The sequence below is a fragment of the Rothia sp. 110740021-2 genome (assembly GCF_054263775.1).
The window spans coordinates 227,042-245,488 of the sequence record NZ_JBSZFE010000003.1 but is presented as its reverse complement, the minus strand read 5'-3'; the positions used below and the strand labels follow the sequence as shown (position 1 = coordinate 245,488).

Sequence of the window (18,447 nt, the reverse complement as noted above, 5' to 3'; positions counted from 1 at the left end):
GTTGAACGGTCATTCATGTTATTTCATGATCACCGCGTTCCCGCGGCAACCCAATCAACTATACCAGCGTTTTGTTTGTCATGCAAATCCGTTTTCCGTGATTCACACCACAAAGTTTCTTTCCTAAACTCTTCCACCATCACCAACAAAGCAACCCGGATCTCCTTCAAGCAAGAAACCAAAACACTATACAATTGAAAGCCATTCAAACCGCTTCTGACTAGGAGAAACACCGAAGAAGTTCTTCGTTTTTTCCTCCTCGCCGCGGCGACTCATACAACTATACAGACGCCTAAACACCCATGCAACCTCAAAAAGGGTGAAGTAGACCACAAACACGGGGGTTTAGGTCCATCCTGACCCAAACATGACACTAGAACCCCTAGTCAGGAAAGGATAAGCTCCTCAAAAGTTCTTCGAAAAAAGTTTAAAAACCTTCAAAAGAACCCAAAAAACCTGCAGAAGCTCCCTAAAGAGCCCATATAGAAGGGCGACAGAGCCCCTCAGCCTCAAGAAGAGGAGCCCCCCCCCATCTCTGGAATCTCTGGATTACCTATATTTCTCTACCGCTACGATTCCCCGTTTCCCCGTTCTGCAGCCTCCCTATATATGAATATATGAACCCATATATATGGGGAGAGCGCAGAAAAGACAGAAAAGGAGGGCACCCCCTCACGGGGACGCCCTCCTCACTCAAGCTACAAGCCTGCAGCTCGCTAGCTTCAAAACTCTAGTTCACGGTAGCGCGACGACGAGAGACGTCGTACAGAGTAATGCCCACAGCCATCGCCGCGTTCAAAGACTCCATCGCAGAATCAATCGGAATCGACACAATCTGATCGCAGTTCTCAGTCACCAGGCGGGACAGGCCCTTACCCTCAGAACCAACCACCACGCACAGCGGCTCATTCGCAAGCTCCAGAGCCGGCAACTCAATATCACCACCGCCATCCAGACCAATCACGAAAATACCCTGCTCCTTAGCCTGCTGAATCACGCGAGTCAGATTAGTCGCCATCGCAACAGGAACACGAGCAGCTGCACCAGCACTAGTCTTCCACGCACCAGCAGTCACAGCAGCCGAACGACGCTCAGGAATAATCACGCCATCACCGCTAAAAGCGGACACGCTACGAATAATCGCGCCCAGGTTACGCGGATCAGTAATACCGTCCAAAGCAACAAACAGCGGCGGAGTCGACAGCTTACCCGAGTGCCAACGCTCCATAGTATCCAGCACCAGGTCAGTCGCATCCGGGTACTTATACGGCGGAATCTGCATCGCAACACCCTGATGCACAGAACCATCAGTCAAACGATCCAGCTCGCTACGCGGAATCTCCAGCATCGGAATATTGCGCTTATTCGCAATAGTCATGATCTCACGAACGCGGTCATCAACCTCAACACGGCTCATGATGTACAAGTGCTTCGAGGGGATCTCAGTACGCAGAGCCTCAAGCACCGCATTACGACCAGTCACCAGCTCATCGCTAGCACGCTTACCACCCAGACGAGTCTGGAACTTACGGTTCGTACCGGTAGCAGCGCGACGCTCAGCAGCACGCTTCATCTTATACGCCTTGTGATAAACGCGGTCCTCAGCCTTCGGAGTAGGCCCCTTACCCTCAAGCGCCTTACGACCGTGACCGCCAGTGCCCTTAGTAGCACCCTTCTTCTTGCTGGTAGCGCCCGGGCGCGAACCTGCCTTAGCCATTCTTCTCTTCCTTCGTCAAAGTAATGAATACGAGTCTACGCGAGAGAAACCCGCGGGACCTAAGCCTTACGCACAAACGCGTGGCACATCACCCTCTAGCCAACGCTCCAGCTCGAACCATTCGCGCCATCCTTCACCTGCACACCAGCAGACGCCAACAGATCACGCATCGCATCAGCCTTCGCCCAATCCTTCTGAGCACGAGCATCAGCACGCTCCGCCAACACCGCCTGAATCAGCGCATCCAGAGCCTCATGCTCAGCACTCGACGTGCTCTCAGCATTAAAGCTCATCAGCTGCGCCAAACCCAGAACCTCAGCCATAGCCATCACAGCATTCGCCGCCTCCGAAACTTCCTCACCAGCAGCAAGCGCCGCATTACCCGCACGAGTCTGCTCATGCAAAACCGCCAAAGCACGCGGAATATTCACGTCATCATCCATAGCCTCAGCAAAAGCCTCCGGAACCTCACGGCCCGGCTTCAGCACATCCTGAGTTGCAGCAAGGAACGCCTCAACACGCTCAATAGCAGTTGCCGCCTCCTGCAGAGACGATGGACGGTAGTCAAGAATCGAACGATAATGCGCACTACCGAGATAGTAACGAACCACCAGCGGACGAGCCATCTGCAGCATCTGCGCCGGCGAAATCGTATTACCAATCGACTTCGACATCTTCTCACCCTCATAGGTGACCATGCCGTTATGCATCCAGAAGTTCGCGAAATCATCACCGGCAGCGGTCGACTGCGCCAGCTCATTCTCATGGTGCGGGAAACGCAAATCCAAACCGCCGCCGTGAATATCGAAACGCGAACCCAAATACTTACCAGACATAGCCGAGCACTCCAGGTGCCAGCCCGGACGGCCGCGACCCCACGGAGACTCCCACGAAGCAGTCAGAGGCTCGCCCTCTTTATAACCCTTCCACAGGGCAAAATCGCGGGGGTCACGCTTACCGCGCGGATCAGCATCTACCGAATCCTGCATATCATCAATGCTCTGATTAGTCAGCGCACCATACTTATCCCAGGAACGCACATCAAAATACACATCACCAGAATCATCCAGCGCAGGATACGCGTGGCCACGATCAATCAGACGCTGAATCAGAGAAAACATCTCCGGAATATGACCGGTCGCACGCGGCTCATAAGTCGGCGGATCAATACCCAGCGCCGCATACGCCTGAGCAAAAACCTTCTCAAAACGATACGCGAGCGCCCACCACTGCTCATTCGGGAACTCACCCTCAAAACCGGGCTCCATAGAATCAGCAGACTTCGCCAAGATCTTGTCATCAATATCAGTGACATTGCGGACCGTCGTCACCTTCAGACCGCGGTAACACATCCAACGGCTCAACTGGTCAAAAACCAACGCCGAACGGATATGGCCCAGATGTGGTTCACCCTGTACCGTAGCACCACAATAATAGATACGCGCCTCACCGGGCACGACGGGCTCAAACTCGCGAATAGTCGCGGAAGCTGAATCATAAAAACGCATAGTCACACTTTCATTCTACGGGGTCGGTTCAGACACCGGGACGGTAAGTTACGGAATAGGTCAAGCCGACCAGACACCTAAGGACGCTCGAACACCAGCGCCGTCGCAATAGCAGCCACACCCTCGCCGCGGCCAGTCAAACCCAAACCGTCAGTAGTCGTTGCAATCACCGTCACCGAAGCACCCACCGCCTCGCTCAGCACGCGGTTCGCCTCATCACGGCGCAGAGAGAACTTCGGGCGGTTACCCACCAGCTGAACGCTCACATTACCAATCTCAAAACCAGCAGCACGCACAATCGCCGCAGCCTCAGAAAGAATACGAACACCCGAAGCACCCTTCATATCCGGGCGGTCCACACCGAAATTAGAGCCCAAATCCCCCGTGCCGGAGGCGGCAAAAAGAGCATCCGCGGCAGCATGGGCCACCACATCACCATCAGAATGGCCGCTCAAACCACGCTCACCGGGCCAATGCAGACCAGCAATGTACAGAGGAGTGCCCTCCTCACCAAAAGCGTGGACATCAACACCGGTACCAACACGAGGAATAACAGTCATCATAGGACCCTTCAATCGATCAAAAATCTTCTCAGTAGCAGCGCCTCAGCACAAGAGGCGTTAGGAGGCAGGCTTAGGCAGTAGAATCACCAAACAGCGCGCGAGCAATCCGCAAATCCATCGGAGTCGTCACCTTAAACGCATTCGCATCACCGGCAACCGTCAACACCGGCTCGCCCGCCGCTTCCATCGCCATTGCATCATCAGTGAGCAGCTCAGCCTCCTCAGCAGGCAGGGAACGGCTACGCTCATGCACCGCCAACAGGGCAGCCACCTCAAAACCCTGAGGAGTCTGCACCGCACGCATCTGCGCACGTGAAGGAGTACCCGTCACCAAACCAGTAGAATCCACGGTCTTCACCGTATCCACTATCGGCAACGCAGGAATCACCGCACGTACAACACCCTGGGGACTCTCAGATCCCAGCCCATCAAGCACACGGTGATACACCTGCGGTGGAGTAAAAGCACGAGCACAATCATGAATCAGCACATAATCCACCGGAACCTGCGCATCCTTCAAAGCATCCAACGCCGCAACCACCGAAGCAGTACGCGTATCACCACCGGCGGTAATCAACGCACCAGCACGGCGAGCATCCTCCAAAAGCTCCGGGCAACTCACCGAACAATCAGCAGGAACAGTCACCACCACATGCTCAGCAACACCCGAAGCGAGCGCACCCTCCAACGCATAATCCAGCAAAGTACGACCATGCACACGCACAGCGGCCTTCGGAATCGGCTCACCCAGGCGAGTACCCGAACCAGCCGCCAAAACAATCACAGCAGTATTCGCCGCAGAAGCAGAAGTCATCATTCTCAAGCCCGTCTACACCTCGAACTTATAGCCCAATCCGCGAACCGTCACCACATACTGCGGGGCAGAAGAATCCGGCTCAATCTTCGAACGCAGACGTTTAATATGCACATCCAGAGTCTTCGTATCACCCACATAGTCAGCCCCCCACACGTGCTCAATCAGCTGGCCACGAGTCATCACACGACCCACATTGCGCAGCAGAATCTCCAGGAGCTCAAACTCCTTCAGCGGCATAGAAATCTCTTCACCATTAACCGTCACCACATGGCGATCAATGTCCATACGCACCGGGCCGCCCTGCAACACCGGCTCAGTAGTAGAATCAGTCTCCGCCGAACGACGACGCAACACCGCGCGGATACGAGCAATCAACTCACGCGCAGAATACGGCTTGGTCACATAATCATCAGCGCCCAGTTCCAAACCCAGAACCTTATCCAGCTCAGAATCCTTAGCGGTCAGCATAATAATCGGGACCGAAGACACCTCACGTAGCTTGCGGCACACCTCCATACCGGACATGCCCGGGAGCATCACATCCAGCAGCACCAAATCTGCACCCTCGCGGTCAAACACCGGCAGAGCGTCCAGACCGCTGTCAACAACAATCGTCTGGAAACCCTCACGACCCAGTAAAAACGCAAGGGGATCCGAGAGGGCCTCTTCGTCCTCAACAATCAGAATTTTAGACATCAATAACTTCCTTCGATTCCATAAAACCTATAGCGCTAACACTACACTTCGACCGGAGGCTCATTCAGCGGCAACGCCAACGTAAACGTCGAGCCCTCCTGCGGCATCGACCGAACCGTCACGCTACCACCGTGCTGAGTCATCACATGCTTCACAATGCTCAAGCCCAAACCAGTACCGCCCGTCTGACGCGAACGAGCCGGATCAACCCGATAAAAACGCTCAAAAATACGTTTCTGCTCATCCTCCGGAATACCCACACCCTGATCAGTAACCTCAACCAGTAGCTGATCAGCTACACGGTGGACCCAAATATCAACCTTCGTATGCTCCGGGGAATAACGCACCGCATTCTCCACCACGTTCTGCACAGCAATACCCAGTAGCTCGGCGTCACCATACACCTCGGGGAGCTCCTCGATGCGGGTAGAAATCTGAATATCCTTCTCCTCCGCCACAATATTCGAACGATCCACCGCATCAGCCACCAAAGAAAGCACCGACACCGGACCACCACGCGCAATCACATCAGTCGACTGCAGACGCGAAAGCTCAATAATGTCACGCACCAGCGCAGACAGGCGAAGAGTCTCCTTATGCAAACGACCCACAAAATACTCAATCGCCTCCGGGTCATCGCTCGCTTGCTCAATAGCCTCAGCCAACAGACTCACCGCGCCCACCGGAGTCTTCAACTCATGCGACACATTCGCCACAAAATCATTACGCATACGCTGAACACGAGAAATTTCAGTGCGGTCATCTGCGAGCACCAGAATGTACTCGTCCCCCAGCGAAGCAACACGCACGTCCAAGACCAGCGCCTCACCCTCACCGCGGTCAATCTCAAAAGTGCGCTCAACAAAAATACCGCGATGACGCACCGTGCGAATCATCTCCGCCAGCTCATCAGAGGCTACCGTATGACCACGCACCAGACCCATCGCATACGCACCCGGAGAAGCCTGGATCACGCCGCCCACCTCATCAATCACCAGGTAAGCACGACCAATCACAGCAAGCACCTGAGCGGCACCATCACGCAGCGCCGGCACCGACACCAAGCTACGCTCCTGCTCCCGCTCGCTACGCGCCACCGCATTCATGCTCAGGACGCCCACCAGCAGACCTATCATGCCCGAAATAAAGGCGATCAGACCGGCATCCATGTACTTCCCTTCCATTCGGGTACCCCATAAGTATAAATGTGGCCGATACCCAGCACTTGAGCGGACGCCCCCCTTCTCAGGCGGACTCCCCGTGCAGAAACCTTACAGAGAGCGCAATGAGCCGCCCACCTCAACGGTGGACGGCTCATCACAATGACAGGGGTGCAATCCTGCCGGAGATATTACTTACCCTGGTTTGCTACGGCAGCAATAGCGTCCTTAGCAGCCTCCGGGTCCAGGTACTCGCCAGCCTTGACGGGCTTGAAGTTCTCATCCAGCTCGTAGTACAACGGAATACCGGTGGGGATGTTCAGGCCCGCGATGTCCTCATCGGAAATACTCTCTAGGTGCTTGACCAACGAACGCAGAGAGTTACCGTGTGCAGCAACCAGAACGGTCTTACCTGCTACGAGGTCGGGCTTGATGTGCGACTCCCAGTAGGGAAGCATACGGCCCAGAACGTCCTTCAGGCACTCGGTGCGGGGAGCGTTCTCAACATCCGCGTAGCGGGGGTCGTGCGCCTGCGAGTAGGGGTCGTTATCATCCAGCGGGGGCGGCGGAACGTCGTAGGAACGACGCCAGGTCATGAACTTCTCGTCGCCGTATTCCTCGCGAATCTCGGACTTGTTCTTACCCTGCAGAGCACCGTAGTGACGCTCGTTCAGGCGCCAGGAGCGCTTGACGGGAATCCACAGACGGTCTGCCGCATCCAGGGCAAGGTTTGCGGTGTTGATTGCACGACGCTGCAGGGAGGTGTGAACAACATCGGGGAGGATGTTGCGCTCTGCCAGCAACTCGCCGCCGCGCTTAGCCTCAGCACGGCCCTTATCGGTCAGGTTAACGTCCACCCAGCCGGTGAACAGGTTCTTCTCGTTCCACTCGGACTGGCCGTGGCGCAGGAGTACTAGTTTGTAAGTCATACCTCTATTTTTTCATTTACCCGCTGGTTTGTCATGCCTCAAGGCTTAGAAAGTATGCATTCTCCCAAAAATTTATAAGGGTCTTCCTTACCAGAACAGAAGACTCAAGAACCCCATTAGAAAAGGACAAAGCCCCGCACACCACCCGATCAGGACAAACCCGTCAGACAGCGCACGAGGCTTCACCGTCTATCGCTCAAAGCGAGCGCACAAGCTAATGCTAGAAACGGCGGCGACCAACCGAAGGCCACACACCAGCAAGAAACACGCAGCTAATCACAGCCGCAACCAACTGAAGAATCAGCACAGTATTACCGCCGCCAGTCACCGCAGCAAAAACGCTAAACAGCGAAACCGCAGCAGAACCACCGGTCAAAGCCAACCAGGTGTTCTTCGGGCGCTTACCGGCAAAATCGTACGCGTTTGCCGGAGACGCCCACGCACGCATAAAAGCCAGCAGACCAACCGCAGCACCAGCGATAGCCAGCAGCGTATCAACAAAAGTGGTCACATACCAGACCAGCAGAATAGGAGACATAGTATTCCTTAGAATCAGCAGCTTCTCTAGACAACCCTAGCAAAGCGCTTAGCGGACGACCTTAAAGGCCTCAACCAAGTCATTGTAAAGGTCATCCACGTTCTCAATACCCACCGACAGGCGCAGCAGAGACTCCGGAATCGAATCCGGCTCGTTCCCGTGGCGACGACGACGCTCTACCAGAGACTCCACACCGCCCAGGGAAGTTGCCGGAGTCCACAGCTTCAGCGCCTCCACAACGTTACGGGCACCAGCAGCGTCCGTATCAAGAGTAACGCACAGAATCGCGCCGAAACCGTCCATCTGCTTCTTCGCAATCTCATGACCTCGGTCGCTCTCCAGACCCGGGTAACGCACTTCAGCCACGAAGGGGTGCTGGCTCAGACGCTCTGCAAGAACCTGCGCGTTCTCTACAGCACGTTCCACGCGCAGTGCCAAGGTGCGCAGACCGCGCAGGCCAAGCCACGCCTCCACCGGACCGGGGATTGCGCCATTGGTGATACGGTGGTGACGCATCGCCTTATACAGCTCCTTATTCGAGGTCAGAGCCATACCCAGCAGAACATCGGAGTGGCCCGCAAGAAACTTCGTCGCGGAGTGAACCACTACGTCTGCGCCAAAATCCAGGGGACGTTGCAGAATCGGGGTTGCGAAGGTGTTATCCACCGCGGTCACAATGCCCAAGCGGCGAGCGGCAGAAAGTAGGGCAGGCAGATCAGCAACCTCAAGCATCGGGTTCGTGGGGCTCTCCAGCCACGCCAGGACCTTCGGCTCCGAGTAGTTCACGTTCTCCGGGGTCACACCGGTGCGGGATACGGCATCCTCCATCGTAGCGATAACGCTCTCGGTGTCTTCAATGTCCACGCGAACGAGCTCAATGATGCCGCGGCGTTCCAAATCCTTACATATGGTTACAGACGCCATGTATGCGTGCTTCGGAATCAGCACAATGGAACCAACCGGCACCAGGTCGATGACAGCAGCGACAGCAGCCATACCAGAGGGGAACAGCAGACCAGGCTGGATAGCGTTCTCCAGCTTCGCCACAACCTCTTCCATACCCTCCCAGGTGGGGTTCGAGAAGCGGGCGTACACGCGGTCCTGCTCAATATTGACAGCATCCACACCGCGGTAGGTGGAAGAAAGAACGATCGGAGGGTTCACCGGCGCATCATGTTCGTGTGCCGGGCGGCCGCCAGAGACGACAAAGGTCTCTGCGGAGTAATTCATGTCGTGGTTATCTGCACTCATGTCCTTAAGCCTGGCACACCCGCGCCCAGAACGCACACCTGCACAGGTGACGGCACACAGGATTTACATGTTTTTTACCTTTATGCGCGCTCAATCCCACGCGGATGTATCACCAAAACCGCACCGGTGCCGCTAAGAGACCCGGTACCCTTAAGGGTGATGGATACTCTCAGCTACACCCCCGATGCACAGAATCTTCCCGCTGACCCGACCGGTCGCCGCGGGCTTTTTATCGTGGTCGAAGGAGGCGACGGCGCCGGCAAAACCACCCAACTCACCCTGCTGAATGAAGCGCTCAGTGCCCGCGGATACCGTGTCATCACCACCCGCGAACCCGGTGGCACCGAGATTGGCGAGAAGCTTCGCGCCCTCGTCCTGGAAGCAGGTCAGGGCACCATTGACGACCGCGCCGAGGCGCTGATTTTTGCAGCGTCCCGCGCGGATCACGCCTCCCAGCTGATTCGCCCCGCACTCGCTGAGGGCGCCATCGTGCTCAGTGACCGTTATATTGATTCCTCCGCTGCGTACCAGGGGGTCGGCCGTGATTTGGGTATTGAAACCATCGTCGATTTGAGCCGCTGGGCCACCGCCGACTTGGTTCCCGACGCGACCCTATTGCTGAGTGTGCCGCTGAGCGCCGAGCAGGAGCGCATGGACCAGCGCGGCACCGTCGACCGTATTGAGGCTGAAGGCGCGGCGTTCAAGGCACGCATTCACGGTGCATTCGAGCAGATCGCACGCGAGGACACTAACGGTTCGCACCGCATCATTGATGGTGTGGGCACGATTGAGCAAGTACACGCGCGCGTGCTTAAGGTGATTGAGCCTCTGCTTGCCACCCGCGAACTGGTCCGCACCGGTCAGGAGGACTCATGAGTCTCTGGGATACCCTGCTGATTCCTTCCGATAAGCTCCAGCAGCTACGCACGGATGCCGCTGCCGACCGCCCCACGCACTCTTGGCTTTTCACAGGTGCAACCGGTGCGCCCCACCGTGAGGCAGCAAAAATTTTCGCTGCCGCACTGCTGTGTGAACAGCCCGACCCCCAGAACCGCGGATGCGGTCAGTGCAAGGGCTGCGTAACCGTCATGAACGGTTCGCACACAGCTTTTACGCACTTTAGTACCGAGGCGACGCACATCAGCATTGATGAGGCACGCGAGCTGGTCATGAAGGCTCAGGACCGCCCGGCCGTGGGTCGCTGGCGCGTGATTCTGGTCGAAGACACCGAGCGCATGCCGGAGCGTACCTCCAATGTATTGTTGAAGGCGATTGAGGAGCCACCACCGCATACGATTTGGTTGTTGACGGCACCCTCCCCCACCGATGTGCTGGTAACGATTCGTTCGCGTTGCCGCCCAGTGCAGTTGCCGGTTCCTACCGATGCACAGGTGCACGAGTATCTGCTTACACACGGTGTAGCTGATCCTTTGGCGCAGCGTGCGGCGCGTCTGGCTCTGGGCGATGCGCAGGAGGGGTACCGTTTGGCGAACGATGAGCAGGCTATGGCTCATCGGGAGTTGATTACCTCCCTGATTCTGAATGTTCGTTCTATTTCTTCAGCTTTCAACGCAGCAGAGAAGCTCACCGACCTTGCTGACCAGGACGCACAGGCTGTCTCCGCTCTCAAGGATGAGAAGGAACGCCAGGAGCTTCTGGCGCTGCTGGGTATTCGCGAGGGTGAGCGTGTTTCTCCGTCTTTGCGAGCGCAGGTTCGCCGTCTGGAGGAGGAGCAGAAGCGCCGCGCTAAGCGTGTTTCATCTGATACGCTGTTGCGTTCCGTGGCGCAGGTTCAGACGGTTCTGCGTGATGCATTGACGGTGGCTCTGTCGGCTCAGGCTCCGCTGGTCAATGAGCATTTGCGTGAACCTCTGGAGGCGTTCTGCACCCGCCGTTCCGCCCAGCAGCTGCTGGAGGATGTGCAGGCGGTCGAGCTGACTCTGCGTCGCCTGCGGACGAACGCGAATGCGCGTCTGGCGCTTGAGGCGTTGATGAGCCGTTTCGTGTATTAGTAGCTTCTTGGTAGCCTATACAGCACACAGGGGAGGTACCGAAGAGATGATCTTCGGTGTCTCCCCTTTTCTATTGGTTCTCAGCGCCCCTAGAGCTTCGTTACGGAACCGAGCTTAGTTGCGGAAACCGTGAACCGGCGACGGAATACGACCGCAGCGGGCGATGAACGCCTCCGCGCTGGGGGTGTGGGTGGGCATGACGGGTGCGCGACCGAGCAGGCCACCGAATTCAATCATGTCGCCTACGCCCAGGCCGACCGCCGGGATGACGCGGACCGCGGTGGTCTTGTGGTTCATCACGCCGATTGCTGCCTCGTCGGCAATCATTGCGGCGAGGGTAGCAGCGGGAGTATCTCCGGGGACCGCGACCATGTCCAGACCGACGGAGCATATGGCAGTCATTGCTTCAAGCTTGTCCAGAGTGATATATCCAGTGGCTGCGGATTCAATCATGCCGATATCCTCAGAAATCGGGATGAAGGAGCCGGAGAGACCACCAACATTTGAGCACGCCATGAGGCCGCCCTTCTTCACCGCGTCGTTGAGCAGCGCAAGTGCCGCAACAGTGCCGTGGGTACCGACGGTTTCCAGACCCATCTCTTCGAGGATGTGCGCGACCGAGTCGCCAATCTCTGCGGTGGGTGCCAGGGAGAGGTCAATAATGTTGAAGGGTACGCCCAGACGCTCGGAAGCGAGGGTACCAACCAGCTGACCGACGCGGGTAATCTTGAAAGCTGCCTTCTTGATTTCTTCGGCGCAGGTGTCGAAGGATTCGCCCCGGACCCTCTGCAGGGCGCGGTGTACCACGCCGGGACCGGAGACACCCACGGAGATGGTGGTGTCTGCCTCCTGCACACCGTGGAATGCACCCGCCATGAAGGGGTTGTCGCTGACGGCATTCGCGAAGACGACGAGCTTGGCGCAGCCGAAGCCGTGTGCATCCTCGGTCAGGTCTGCGGTGGCTCGGATGGTTTCGCCCATGAGCTTGACTGCGCTCATGTTAATGCCAGCGCGGGAGGATCCGATGTCTACGGAGGAGCAGACCACGTCGGTTTCTGCGAGCGCTCGCGGGATGGAGCGAATCAGCTTCTCGTCAGCGAGGGTCATGCCTTTGTCGACGAGGGCACTGAAGCCACCGACGAAGTTCACTCCGACTGCTTTGGCTGCTGCGTCAAGGGTGCGGGCGAATTCTACGTAGTCCTCGTCACTGGAGGCGCCTGCCACCAGTGCGATGGGGGTGACGGCGATACGCTTGTTGACAATCGGGATGCCGAGCTCAGCTTCGATACCTTCGCAGACGCTGACGAGGTTTGCAGCGCAGCTGGTGATTTTGTCGTAGATTTTGCGGCGGGCTACCTCACCGTCAGAGTCGGCGCAGTCGAGCAGGGAGATACCCATAGTGACGGTGCGAATGTCGAGCTTCTGCTCCTCGATCATTCGGAGGGTTTCTAAAATGTTGGTGTTGCGCATAAGTGGAGCCCTAGATGGTGTGCATTGCCTTGAAGATGGATTCTGCCTGTATGCGAATCTGCACCTTCTGTTCGTGCTCGACACCGATCATGGCTTCCTGCAGGTCGATGAGGTTCTGCTGCGCTTCGTCGAAGGAGCAGTGCATAATCATAGTGAAGTATTCACCCATGATGGTCTGGGAGACGTCGAGGACGTTGACCTTACGCTCGGCGAGGGTTGCGGTCACGGCAGCGATAATGCCTTCGTGGTCGATGCCTGTGACGGTGAGGATAATCTTCACGGTGTTCTCCTAGCGGTTTAGGGCTGCGTACCTGCGGAAGAGGTGTATAAAGGCACAGGTATACGTATATTTTATAGGTTACTCAGAACACATTCTGTAGGGTCAACGCTAAAAGTCCTTCCCGCGGAACAGCGAGGGAATAAAAAATCCACGTCCCCTCACCTTATTCAAAGGTAAGAAAAAACGTGGATTCTTTATAAGCGTCATTAGCGGAGCAATCTCTTTTGAATGCTCCATTTATCTGTCTGGACTTGAGTGTCTAGAGACATCTCCCAGACATAACGTCTAGAGGTAAGACCTAGACGTAAGAAGCGATGTACAGCTCACCACTACCGCTCAGGGTTGCCACCGAGGGCTCACCCACGTGCAGCACCGACTCGGTAGCACCCAGTACGAATTCCTCAGTGCCGTTGCCGTCTGCTGCGTGAATGGTGATTTCGCCAGATACGCTCAGTGCGGCGCTAATACCCTCGAAGGTGTATTCCTGCCATTTGCCCTCTTCAACGCGGATGCGGGTCACGCTCATGCGCTCATCCCACATGGCGTAGGTGCCAACGGGTGCATTCTCGGGGGTGGGGCTCTGGATGACGGGGGCATCCTGGCTCTCGCCAAGAACCTTAATGAGCTCCTCAGTATCGATGTGCTTTGCGGTCAGACCCGCACGCATCACGTTATCGGAGGGATTCATCAGCTCAATAGCGGTACCGGAAATATAAGCGTGCACCTGACCATCGGGGGTAAAAGCGGATTCACCCGGTGCCAGGCGAACCAGGTTCATGACGAATGCTACGAGCAGACCGCGGTCGCCGGGGTACTTGCCGGCAACGATCTGCACGAGCTCAGCGGCGTCAGCAATAGCAACGTTTTCGGAGTCGGCCAGCTGTGCTGCCGCCTCGACAAGCTGCTCAACAGCCGCGGTGGCGGTCTCTTCGGGCATGCGAATAATCTCGGTTAGCAGTTGCTTGGGGGTAAGCTCCACGCGCTCTGCCAGCCAGCCAGCCTTGAACGCCTCGGCAAGCTCTGCCACCTGCGCTGAGGTACGCACGCCGGTGAGCACACGCATCGGTGTCAGCGCGATGACGGTTTCAGGCTTGGAGTAGCGATCCTTGTAGTTACGGTGCGGAGCGTCAATGGCGATACCACGTGCCTGCTCATCCTCGAAGCCGGCAATAGCCTGCTCAGGGGTGGGGTGCACCTGAATCGACAGGGGTGCATCAATCGCAAGGATCTTAAAGAGGAAAGGGAACCAGTCGGAGGTACGATCCGGGCGCAGGAATCGAGAGGGCTCAGCCTGAATCAGCTCGTTGAGCGGGGACTCGGTGCCGTCAACGGTTGCGCGGGAGGGAGCAGCCGGATGCGCACCAACCCACACCTCAGCCTCGGGCTGCTCGGTGGGCACGGGTACCCCGCGCATGCGTCCGAGAATTTCGCGGGAACCCCACGCATAATTCTGAATCTGGTTTTTTAGGGAAAAAATCTCACCCATGGGGGAAAATACCTCTCGACGTGAGTTGTTTGAAGCAAACGACGTGATAAAAAACCCATACATTCAGCGGAATTTATAAGGTTTTACCAGCCCATTATAGAGGCTAGTTGTATTTCTTTACCGCTAGAATAAAAGGCGTGACTACTATTAATCTACATGACTCATTCAAAGCGTACGACGTGCGTGGCATTGTCGGTGAAACCATTACCGCAGAGACTGTTCGCGCTACTGGCGCGGCTTTCGTAGACGTTCTGGGCCTGGAGGGCCAGACTATCCTGGTCGGCGGCGACATGCGCCCCTCCTCCCCTGAATTCATGGATGCATTCGCCCAGGGTGCAACCGCTCGCGGTGCAAATGTTGAGAAGATTGGTCTGATCTCCACTGACGTTCTGTACTTCGCATGTGGCGTTGAGAACGCTGCCGGTGTTACCTTCACCGCTAGCCACAACCCCGCAGAGTACAACGGCATGAAGATGGCTAAGGCTGGCGCTGTTCCGCTGTCTTCCGAGTCCGGCCTGTTCGACATTCGTGACCTGGCTCAGAAGTACCTGGATTCGGGCGAGATTCCTCCGGCTGAGAAGGTCGGCACCGTTTCTGAGAAGGATGTTCTCAAGCCTTACGCAGATTACCTGCGCAAACTGGTGGACCTGTCCTCCATCCGCCCCTTGAAGGTTGTTGTTGACGCCGGTAACGGCATGGGTGGTATGACCACTCCCGCTGTTCTGGGTAACACCATCCTGCCGGGCCTGCCTCTGGAAATCGTTCCGCTGTACTTCGAGCTGGACGGCACCTTCCCGAACCATCCGGCTAACCCGCTGGAGCCGGCTAACCTGGTTGACCTGCAGAAGGCTGTTGTTGAGCACGGTGCTGACATTGGTCTGGCATTTGACGGTGACGCTGACCGTTGCTTCGTTATCGATGAGAAGGGTGAGCCCGTCACTCCTTCGGCTGTGACTGCTCTGGTTGCTGAGCGCGAGATTGCTCGTGCGAAGGCAGAGGGCAACGAAGAGCCCGTCATCATCTACAACCTGATTACCTCGAAGGCTGTTCCTGAGCTGGTTGAGAAGCTGGGCGGCCGCTCCGTGAAGACCCGCGTGGGACACTCCTTCATCAAGGCTGTTATGGCCAAGGAGAACGGCGTTTTCGGTGGCGAGCACTCCGCTCATTACTACTTCAAGGACTTCTTCAACGCAGACACCGGCATGCTCGCTGCAATGCACGTGCTGGCTGCTCTGGGTGGCAATGACATGCCCCTCTCTGAGATTAGCGCGAAGTACTCCCCGTACGTTGCCTCTGGTGAGATCAACTCCGAGCTGGAAGACAAGGCTGCCGCTGTGGACCGCGTGCGTGCACACTACGCTAACGCTCCTGTGGTTATTGAGGACTCCGACGGCACCACCTTCACTAACACTGAAGAAGGCTGGTGGGTCAACCTGCGTCCTTCAAACACTGAGCCTTTCCTGCGCCTGAACCTTGAGGCGCCGGATGCTGCGACCATGGAGCGCGTCCGCGACGAGGTTCTGGCTTTGGTTCGCCAGGGCTAAGCACTAGCTAGCTACTAAAAATCCCGCCCCGCAGATTATTTCTGCGGGGCGGGATTTTTGTTTTGAATTCTCAATCCGGCCATGTTCTTCTGTCTCAGAGAAAGAACCTAGTCGGGCATAAGAAAGCTAACCGGTAATCCGGTGTGCTCAGTTTTTAATCCTCGCGTGCCTGATCGTGGAGCATCCACTGGTCGGGGCCGAAGATTTCGTAGTTGATGTTCTTGCCGGGGACACCTGCCTCTACCAGCGCGGAGCGTACGCCCTGCATGAAGGGCAGCGGGCCACAGAGGTAAACGTTAGCGTTGGCGGGAACATCTAGCTTGGAGACGTCAACACGGCCGGTGAAGTCGCCGTCTTCACCCTCAATAAAGGATACGAGGCGTGCATTGGGCAGCTTACCGACGAGCTCGGTAAGCTCTTCACGCAGGGGCCAGGTATCCAGGCGGCGGTCTGCGTGCACTACGGTCACGGGACGCTCAGAGCCCTTCTCAGCCAGCTCGGAGAGGAAGCTGAGCATGGGGGTGGTGCCAATGCCTGCGGAGAAGAGGTACAGGGGTGCCTGGGGGTCGCCAAAGCCTTCTAGGGTCAGGTCACCGTAAGGGTTGGAAATCTCGACAACAGCGCCAACTTCGAGCTCGTGCAGGACAGAGGTCATCTCACCGTTGGGGTCGAGCTTCACACCAATGCGGCGCTGGTTCTTTTCGCTGGGCAGCAGGGTGTACTGGCGTGCCTGGCGCAGGCCATCGCGTGCGGGAACGATGATGGAGATGTACTGCCCGCCCTTGGACTCGGTCATGGGGGTCTTGTCGGCAGGTTCGAAGGTCAGCACGACAACGTTCTCACCAGTCTCCTTGCGGTCAACGAGCTTGAAGGGTGCGAACATCACATCGTTTGCCTGAGAAGCATACAGGCCCTTCTCCAGCTTGATGAGGGCGTTGCCCATGAGCCAGTAGACCTCGGTCCATGCCTCAACAATTTCGGGGGTAGCCAGGTCGCCCAGGTTAGCGGCGATTGCCTCGAAGAGATACTTGTAGACGGTGGGGTATTCTTCTTCCTTCAGGCCCAGGGATGCGTGCTTGTGTGCTACGCGGGAGAGGACCTCGTCGGGGTAGGAGTCCGGGTTCTGGACGATATAGGAAGCGAACACAGCGATGGAGCCAGCCAGTGCCTTGGGTTGGGTTCCTTCGAGCTGAGAGGAGCGGGAGAACATGCCGTCCATCAGGTCGGGGCGAGCGGCGAACATTCGACGGTAGAAGTCGGGGGTGATGTCGTTGATGCGCTCAGCAATGATGGGTAGCGTTGCCTCAATAATGGGGCGGGACTTCTCGGAGAGCATGTCTTGCCTTCTTCCTGTACGGTCACCGCGGTCGTTGTGGTGACACCCTTGATATATGTGATGCGGGGGCGTTCACTCGGACAGCTCAGTTGGTGACGGAGTGTTTATAAAGCACCCTTACCGTAGCATTTTGTAGGGTGTTTGCGCTGAGTGCAGGTCACTCTCTAAGGGGTGTTGATGGGTTTAGGTGAGGCTTATGGTTCAGCCTGACTCAAAGAGAGAGCTCTGCATCACACTATATATTTTCAGCACTATCTTTGAGTTCGCCGCGTGACTAGCCCCGGAGTGTGCATAAAAATTCTGGCATCAAAATATATTTACTGCGGAAAGTATGCAATGCGGTGCAAAAATGAACATGGTCACATTTTCCGCATCTGAAAAGTAGATTTGCAATATTTTGTATTTCCTGCACAAATTTAGGATTCATGCAGACTCCAACAGCCCCCTCAAATAGAGGCAGTATAACCCCGATTTCCTTCGAAAACTCTATAGAAAGTCATCACAGAAAATCTCCAGCAACCCCGGTAGTGGTCACAGAATTCCCCTTTAAAACCCTGTGGAGCCTCCCGCCGGGAAGCTCCACAGGTATCACGTATCCCTTTTAGCATGCAGACTTACCACACAGACAGCGCTTCCTCCGGAGGTGCAAAGCCCAGCTCCACAAACACCGGACCCGCGGGGCGCGCACCGGCAGGCAACTCGCTAATCACAATCGAATCCACCGAAGCGTAGAACGCCTCACGCGCCTTCGCCAGCACATTGCGCAGTCGGCAGAACTTATCGAGGGGGCAGTGGCCGTTCTCATCCTCGCACTCAATCATGGGGATATCTCCCTCAGTAGCCCGAAGAACCATGCCGACGGTCACAGAACGACCCGCATCCGAAAGCATGACACCACCAGAACGACCACGAGTCGAATCCAGGTAACCCATGTTCACAAGGAAAGCCACAGCCTTCGCCACATGGTTATAGGGGGTGTCCACTCCCTCAGCAATCTTCTGAGTAGAGAGCTTCTGGCCGGGCTCCAGGGCAGACAGGAGCATCAGAACACGGAGCGAGACATCCGAAAATGCTGTCAAACGCATGGATACTCCTTCTATCCTCTCGTGTTAGCACCATCTTAACAGAGGCAATAACGGG

Annotated in this window: 17 protein-coding genes; 3 read left to right on the top strand and 14 right to left on the bottom strand. The window is 56.5% G+C overall.

What is annotated here, in order from left to right; genetic code table 11:
- Window positions 1-730: 730 nt before the first annotated feature.
- From rlmB to ACUXHH_RS08170, 9 genes are all read right to left on the bottom strand, one after another.
- Entirely contained in the window at window positions 731-1,717 is a 987-nt protein-coding gene (gene rlmB / locus ACUXHH_RS08210; protein ID WP_279742181.1) for a 23S rRNA (guanosine(2251)-2'-O)-methyltransferase RlmB, read from the bottom strand.
- Window positions 1,718-1,812: 95 nt separating this feature from the next.
- Window positions 1,813-3,231 carry a cysteine--tRNA ligase gene (cysS, locus tag ACUXHH_RS08205; protein ID WP_458391202.1) on the bottom strand — a complete coding sequence of 473 codons (1,419 nt, stop codon included), beginning with the start codon at window positions 3,229-3,231 and terminating at the stop codon, window positions 1,813-1,815.
- Window positions 3,232-3,302: 71 nt separating this feature from the next.
- Window positions 3,303-3,785, bottom strand: coding sequence for a 2-C-methyl-D-erythritol 2,4-cyclodiphosphate synthase (gene ispF, locus ACUXHH_RS08200; protein ID WP_279742183.1), 483 nt, complete (start codon window positions 3,783-3,785; stop codon window positions 3,303-3,305).
- Window positions 3,786-3,858: 73 nt separating this feature from the next.
- Window positions 3,859-4,605 (bottom strand): 2-C-methyl-D-erythritol 4-phosphate cytidylyltransferase, encoded by a 747-nt coding sequence (gene ispD / locus ACUXHH_RS08195; RefSeq protein WP_414628314.1) that lies wholly within the window; start codon window positions 4,603-4,605, stop codon window positions 3,859-3,861.
- A gap of 12 nt (window positions 4,606-4,617) precedes the next feature.
- The gene (locus ACUXHH_RS08190; RefSeq protein WP_279755185.1) at window positions 4,618-5,301 is read right to left on the bottom strand and encodes a response regulator transcription factor; all 684 of its coding nucleotides are present in this window, start codon (window positions 5,299-5,301) and stop codon (window positions 4,618-4,620) included.
- Window positions 5,302-5,342: 41 nt separating this feature from the next.
- Window positions 5,343-6,485: a sensor histidine kinase gene (locus tag ACUXHH_RS08185; protein ID WP_279755184.1), complete on the bottom strand. Its 1,143-nt coding sequence runs from the start codon at window positions 6,483-6,485 to the stop codon at window positions 5,343-5,345.
- Between the two features lie 167 nt (window positions 6,486-6,652).
- A complete protein-coding gene (locus ACUXHH_RS08180) occupies window positions 6,653-7,390 on the bottom strand; it encodes a phosphoglyceromutase (protein ID WP_279755183.1) in 738 nt (245 codons plus the stop codon).
- A 220-nt stretch (window positions 7,391-7,610) separates the two neighbouring features.
- Complete coding sequence (locus ACUXHH_RS08175) at window positions 7,611-7,928, bottom strand: DUF2516 family protein (protein WP_279742187.1); 318 nt, start codon at window positions 7,926-7,928, stop codon at window positions 7,611-7,613.
- 48 nt (window positions 7,929-7,976) lie between these two features.
- Entirely contained in the window at window positions 7,977-9,179 is a 1,203-nt protein-coding gene (locus ACUXHH_RS08170; protein ID WP_458391201.1) for a trans-sulfuration enzyme family protein, read from the bottom strand.
- 159 nt (window positions 9,180-9,338) lie between these two features.
- Here ACUXHH_RS08170 and tmk point away from each other — a divergent pair, with 159 nt between their 5' ends.
- Together tmk and ACUXHH_RS08160 are read left to right on the top strand one after the other, a co-directional pair.
- Complete coding sequence (gene tmk / locus ACUXHH_RS08165) at window positions 9,339-10,055, top strand: dTMP kinase (RefSeq protein ID WP_279789737.1); 717 nt, start codon at window positions 9,339-9,341, stop codon at window positions 10,053-10,055.
- Window positions 10,052-11,191, top strand: coding sequence for a DNA polymerase III subunit delta' (locus ACUXHH_RS08160; protein WP_458391200.1), 1,140 nt, complete (start codon window positions 10,052-10,054; stop codon window positions 11,189-11,191). Before tmk ends, ACUXHH_RS08160 begins: the two co-directional genes overlap by 4 nt.
- Window positions 11,192-11,305: 114 nt before the next feature.
- Here ACUXHH_RS08160 and ACUXHH_RS08155 read toward each other — a convergent pair whose 3' ends face one another.
- The 3 genes from ACUXHH_RS08155 to manA form a co-directional block, all read right to left on the bottom strand.
- Window positions 11,306-12,661: a PFL family protein gene (locus ACUXHH_RS08155; protein ID WP_279755179.1), complete on the bottom strand. Its 1,356-nt coding sequence runs from the start codon at window positions 12,659-12,661 to the stop codon at window positions 11,306-11,308.
- 10 nt (window positions 12,662-12,671) lie between these two features.
- Entirely contained in the window at window positions 12,672-12,941 is a 270-nt protein-coding gene (locus tag ACUXHH_RS08150; RefSeq protein ID WP_254756605.1) for an ACT domain-containing protein, read from the bottom strand.
- A 298-nt stretch (window positions 12,942-13,239) separates the two neighbouring features.
- Window positions 13,240-14,427, bottom strand: coding sequence for a mannose-6-phosphate isomerase, class I (manA, locus tag ACUXHH_RS08145; RefSeq protein WP_279789741.1), 1,188 nt, complete (start codon window positions 14,425-14,427; stop codon window positions 13,240-13,242).
- Window positions 14,428-14,564: 137 nt separating this feature from the next.
- Here manA and ACUXHH_RS08140 point away from each other — a divergent pair, with 137 nt between their 5' ends.
- Window positions 14,565-15,971, top strand: coding sequence for a phosphomannomutase/phosphoglucomutase (locus ACUXHH_RS08140; RefSeq protein ID WP_279742193.1), 1,407 nt, complete (start codon window positions 14,565-14,567; stop codon window positions 15,969-15,971).
- A gap of 154 nt (window positions 15,972-16,125) precedes the next feature.
- Here ACUXHH_RS08140 and ACUXHH_RS08135 read toward each other — a convergent pair whose 3' ends face one another.
- Together ACUXHH_RS08135 and ACUXHH_RS08130 are read right to left on the bottom strand one after the other, a co-directional pair.
- Window positions 16,126-17,307, bottom strand: coding sequence for an FAD-binding oxidoreductase (locus ACUXHH_RS08135; protein WP_279755177.1), 1,182 nt, complete (start codon window positions 17,305-17,307; stop codon window positions 16,126-16,128).
- Window positions 17,308-17,921: 614 nt separating this feature from the next.
- The gene (locus ACUXHH_RS08130; RefSeq protein ID WP_279742195.1) at window positions 17,922-18,392 is read right to left on the bottom strand and encodes an RrF2 family transcriptional regulator; all 471 of its coding nucleotides are present in this window, start codon (window positions 18,390-18,392) and stop codon (window positions 17,922-17,924) included.
- Window positions 18,393-18,447: the final 55 nt, after the last annotated feature.

Bases quoted from the DNA above. Each gene is read 5' to 3' on its own strand.
- rlmB (WP_279742181.1), bottom strand. From the start codon at position 1,717: ATGGCTAAGGCAGGTTCGCGCCCGGGCGCTACCAGCAAGAAGAAGGGT.
- ispF (WP_279742183.1), bottom strand. From the start codon at position 3,785: ATGACTGTTATTCCTCGTGTTGGTACCGGTGTTGATGTCCACGCTTTT.
- ispD (WP_414628314.1), bottom strand. From the start codon at position 4,605: ATGATGACTTCTGCTTCTGCGGCGAATACTGCTGTGATTGTTTTGGCG.
- ACUXHH_RS08190 (WP_279755185.1), bottom strand. From the start codon at position 5,301: ATGTCTAAAATTCTGATTGTTGAGGACGAAGAGGCCCTCTCGGATCCC.
- ACUXHH_RS08185 (WP_279755184.1), bottom strand. From the start codon at position 6,485: ATGGAAGGGAAGTACATGGATGCCGGTCTGATCGCCTTTATTTCGGGC.
- ACUXHH_RS08180 (WP_279755183.1), bottom strand. From the start codon at position 7,390: ATGACTTACAAACTAGTACTCCTGCGCCACGGCCAGTCCGAGTGGAAC.
- ACUXHH_RS08175 (WP_279742187.1), bottom strand. From the start codon at position 7,928: ATGTCTCCTATTCTGCTGGTCTGGTATGTGACCACTTTTGTTGATACG.
- ACUXHH_RS08170 (WP_458391201.1), bottom strand. From the start codon at position 9,179: ATGAGTGCAGATAACCACGACATGAATTACTCCGCAGAGACCTTTGTC.
- tmk (WP_279789737.1), top strand. From the start codon at position 9,339: ATGGATACTCTCAGCTACACCCCCGATGCACAGAATCTTCCCGCTGAC.
- ACUXHH_RS08160 (WP_458391200.1), top strand. From the start codon at position 10,052: ATGAGTCTCTGGGATACCCTGCTGATTCCTTCCGATAAGCTCCAGCAG.
- ACUXHH_RS08155 (WP_279755179.1), bottom strand. From the start codon at position 12,661: ATGCGCAACACCAACATTTTAGAAACCCTCCGAATGATCGAGGAGCAG.
- manA (WP_279789741.1), bottom strand. From the start codon at position 14,427: ATGGGTGAGATTTTTTCCCTAAAAAACCAGATTCAGAATTATGCGTGG.
- ACUXHH_RS08135 (WP_279755177.1), bottom strand. From the start codon at position 17,307: ATGCTCTCCGAGAAGTCCCGCCCCATTATTGAGGCAACGCTACCCATC.
- ACUXHH_RS08130 (WP_279742195.1), bottom strand. From the start codon at position 18,392: ATGCGTTTGACAGCATTTTCGGATGTCTCGCTCCGTGTTCTGATGCTC.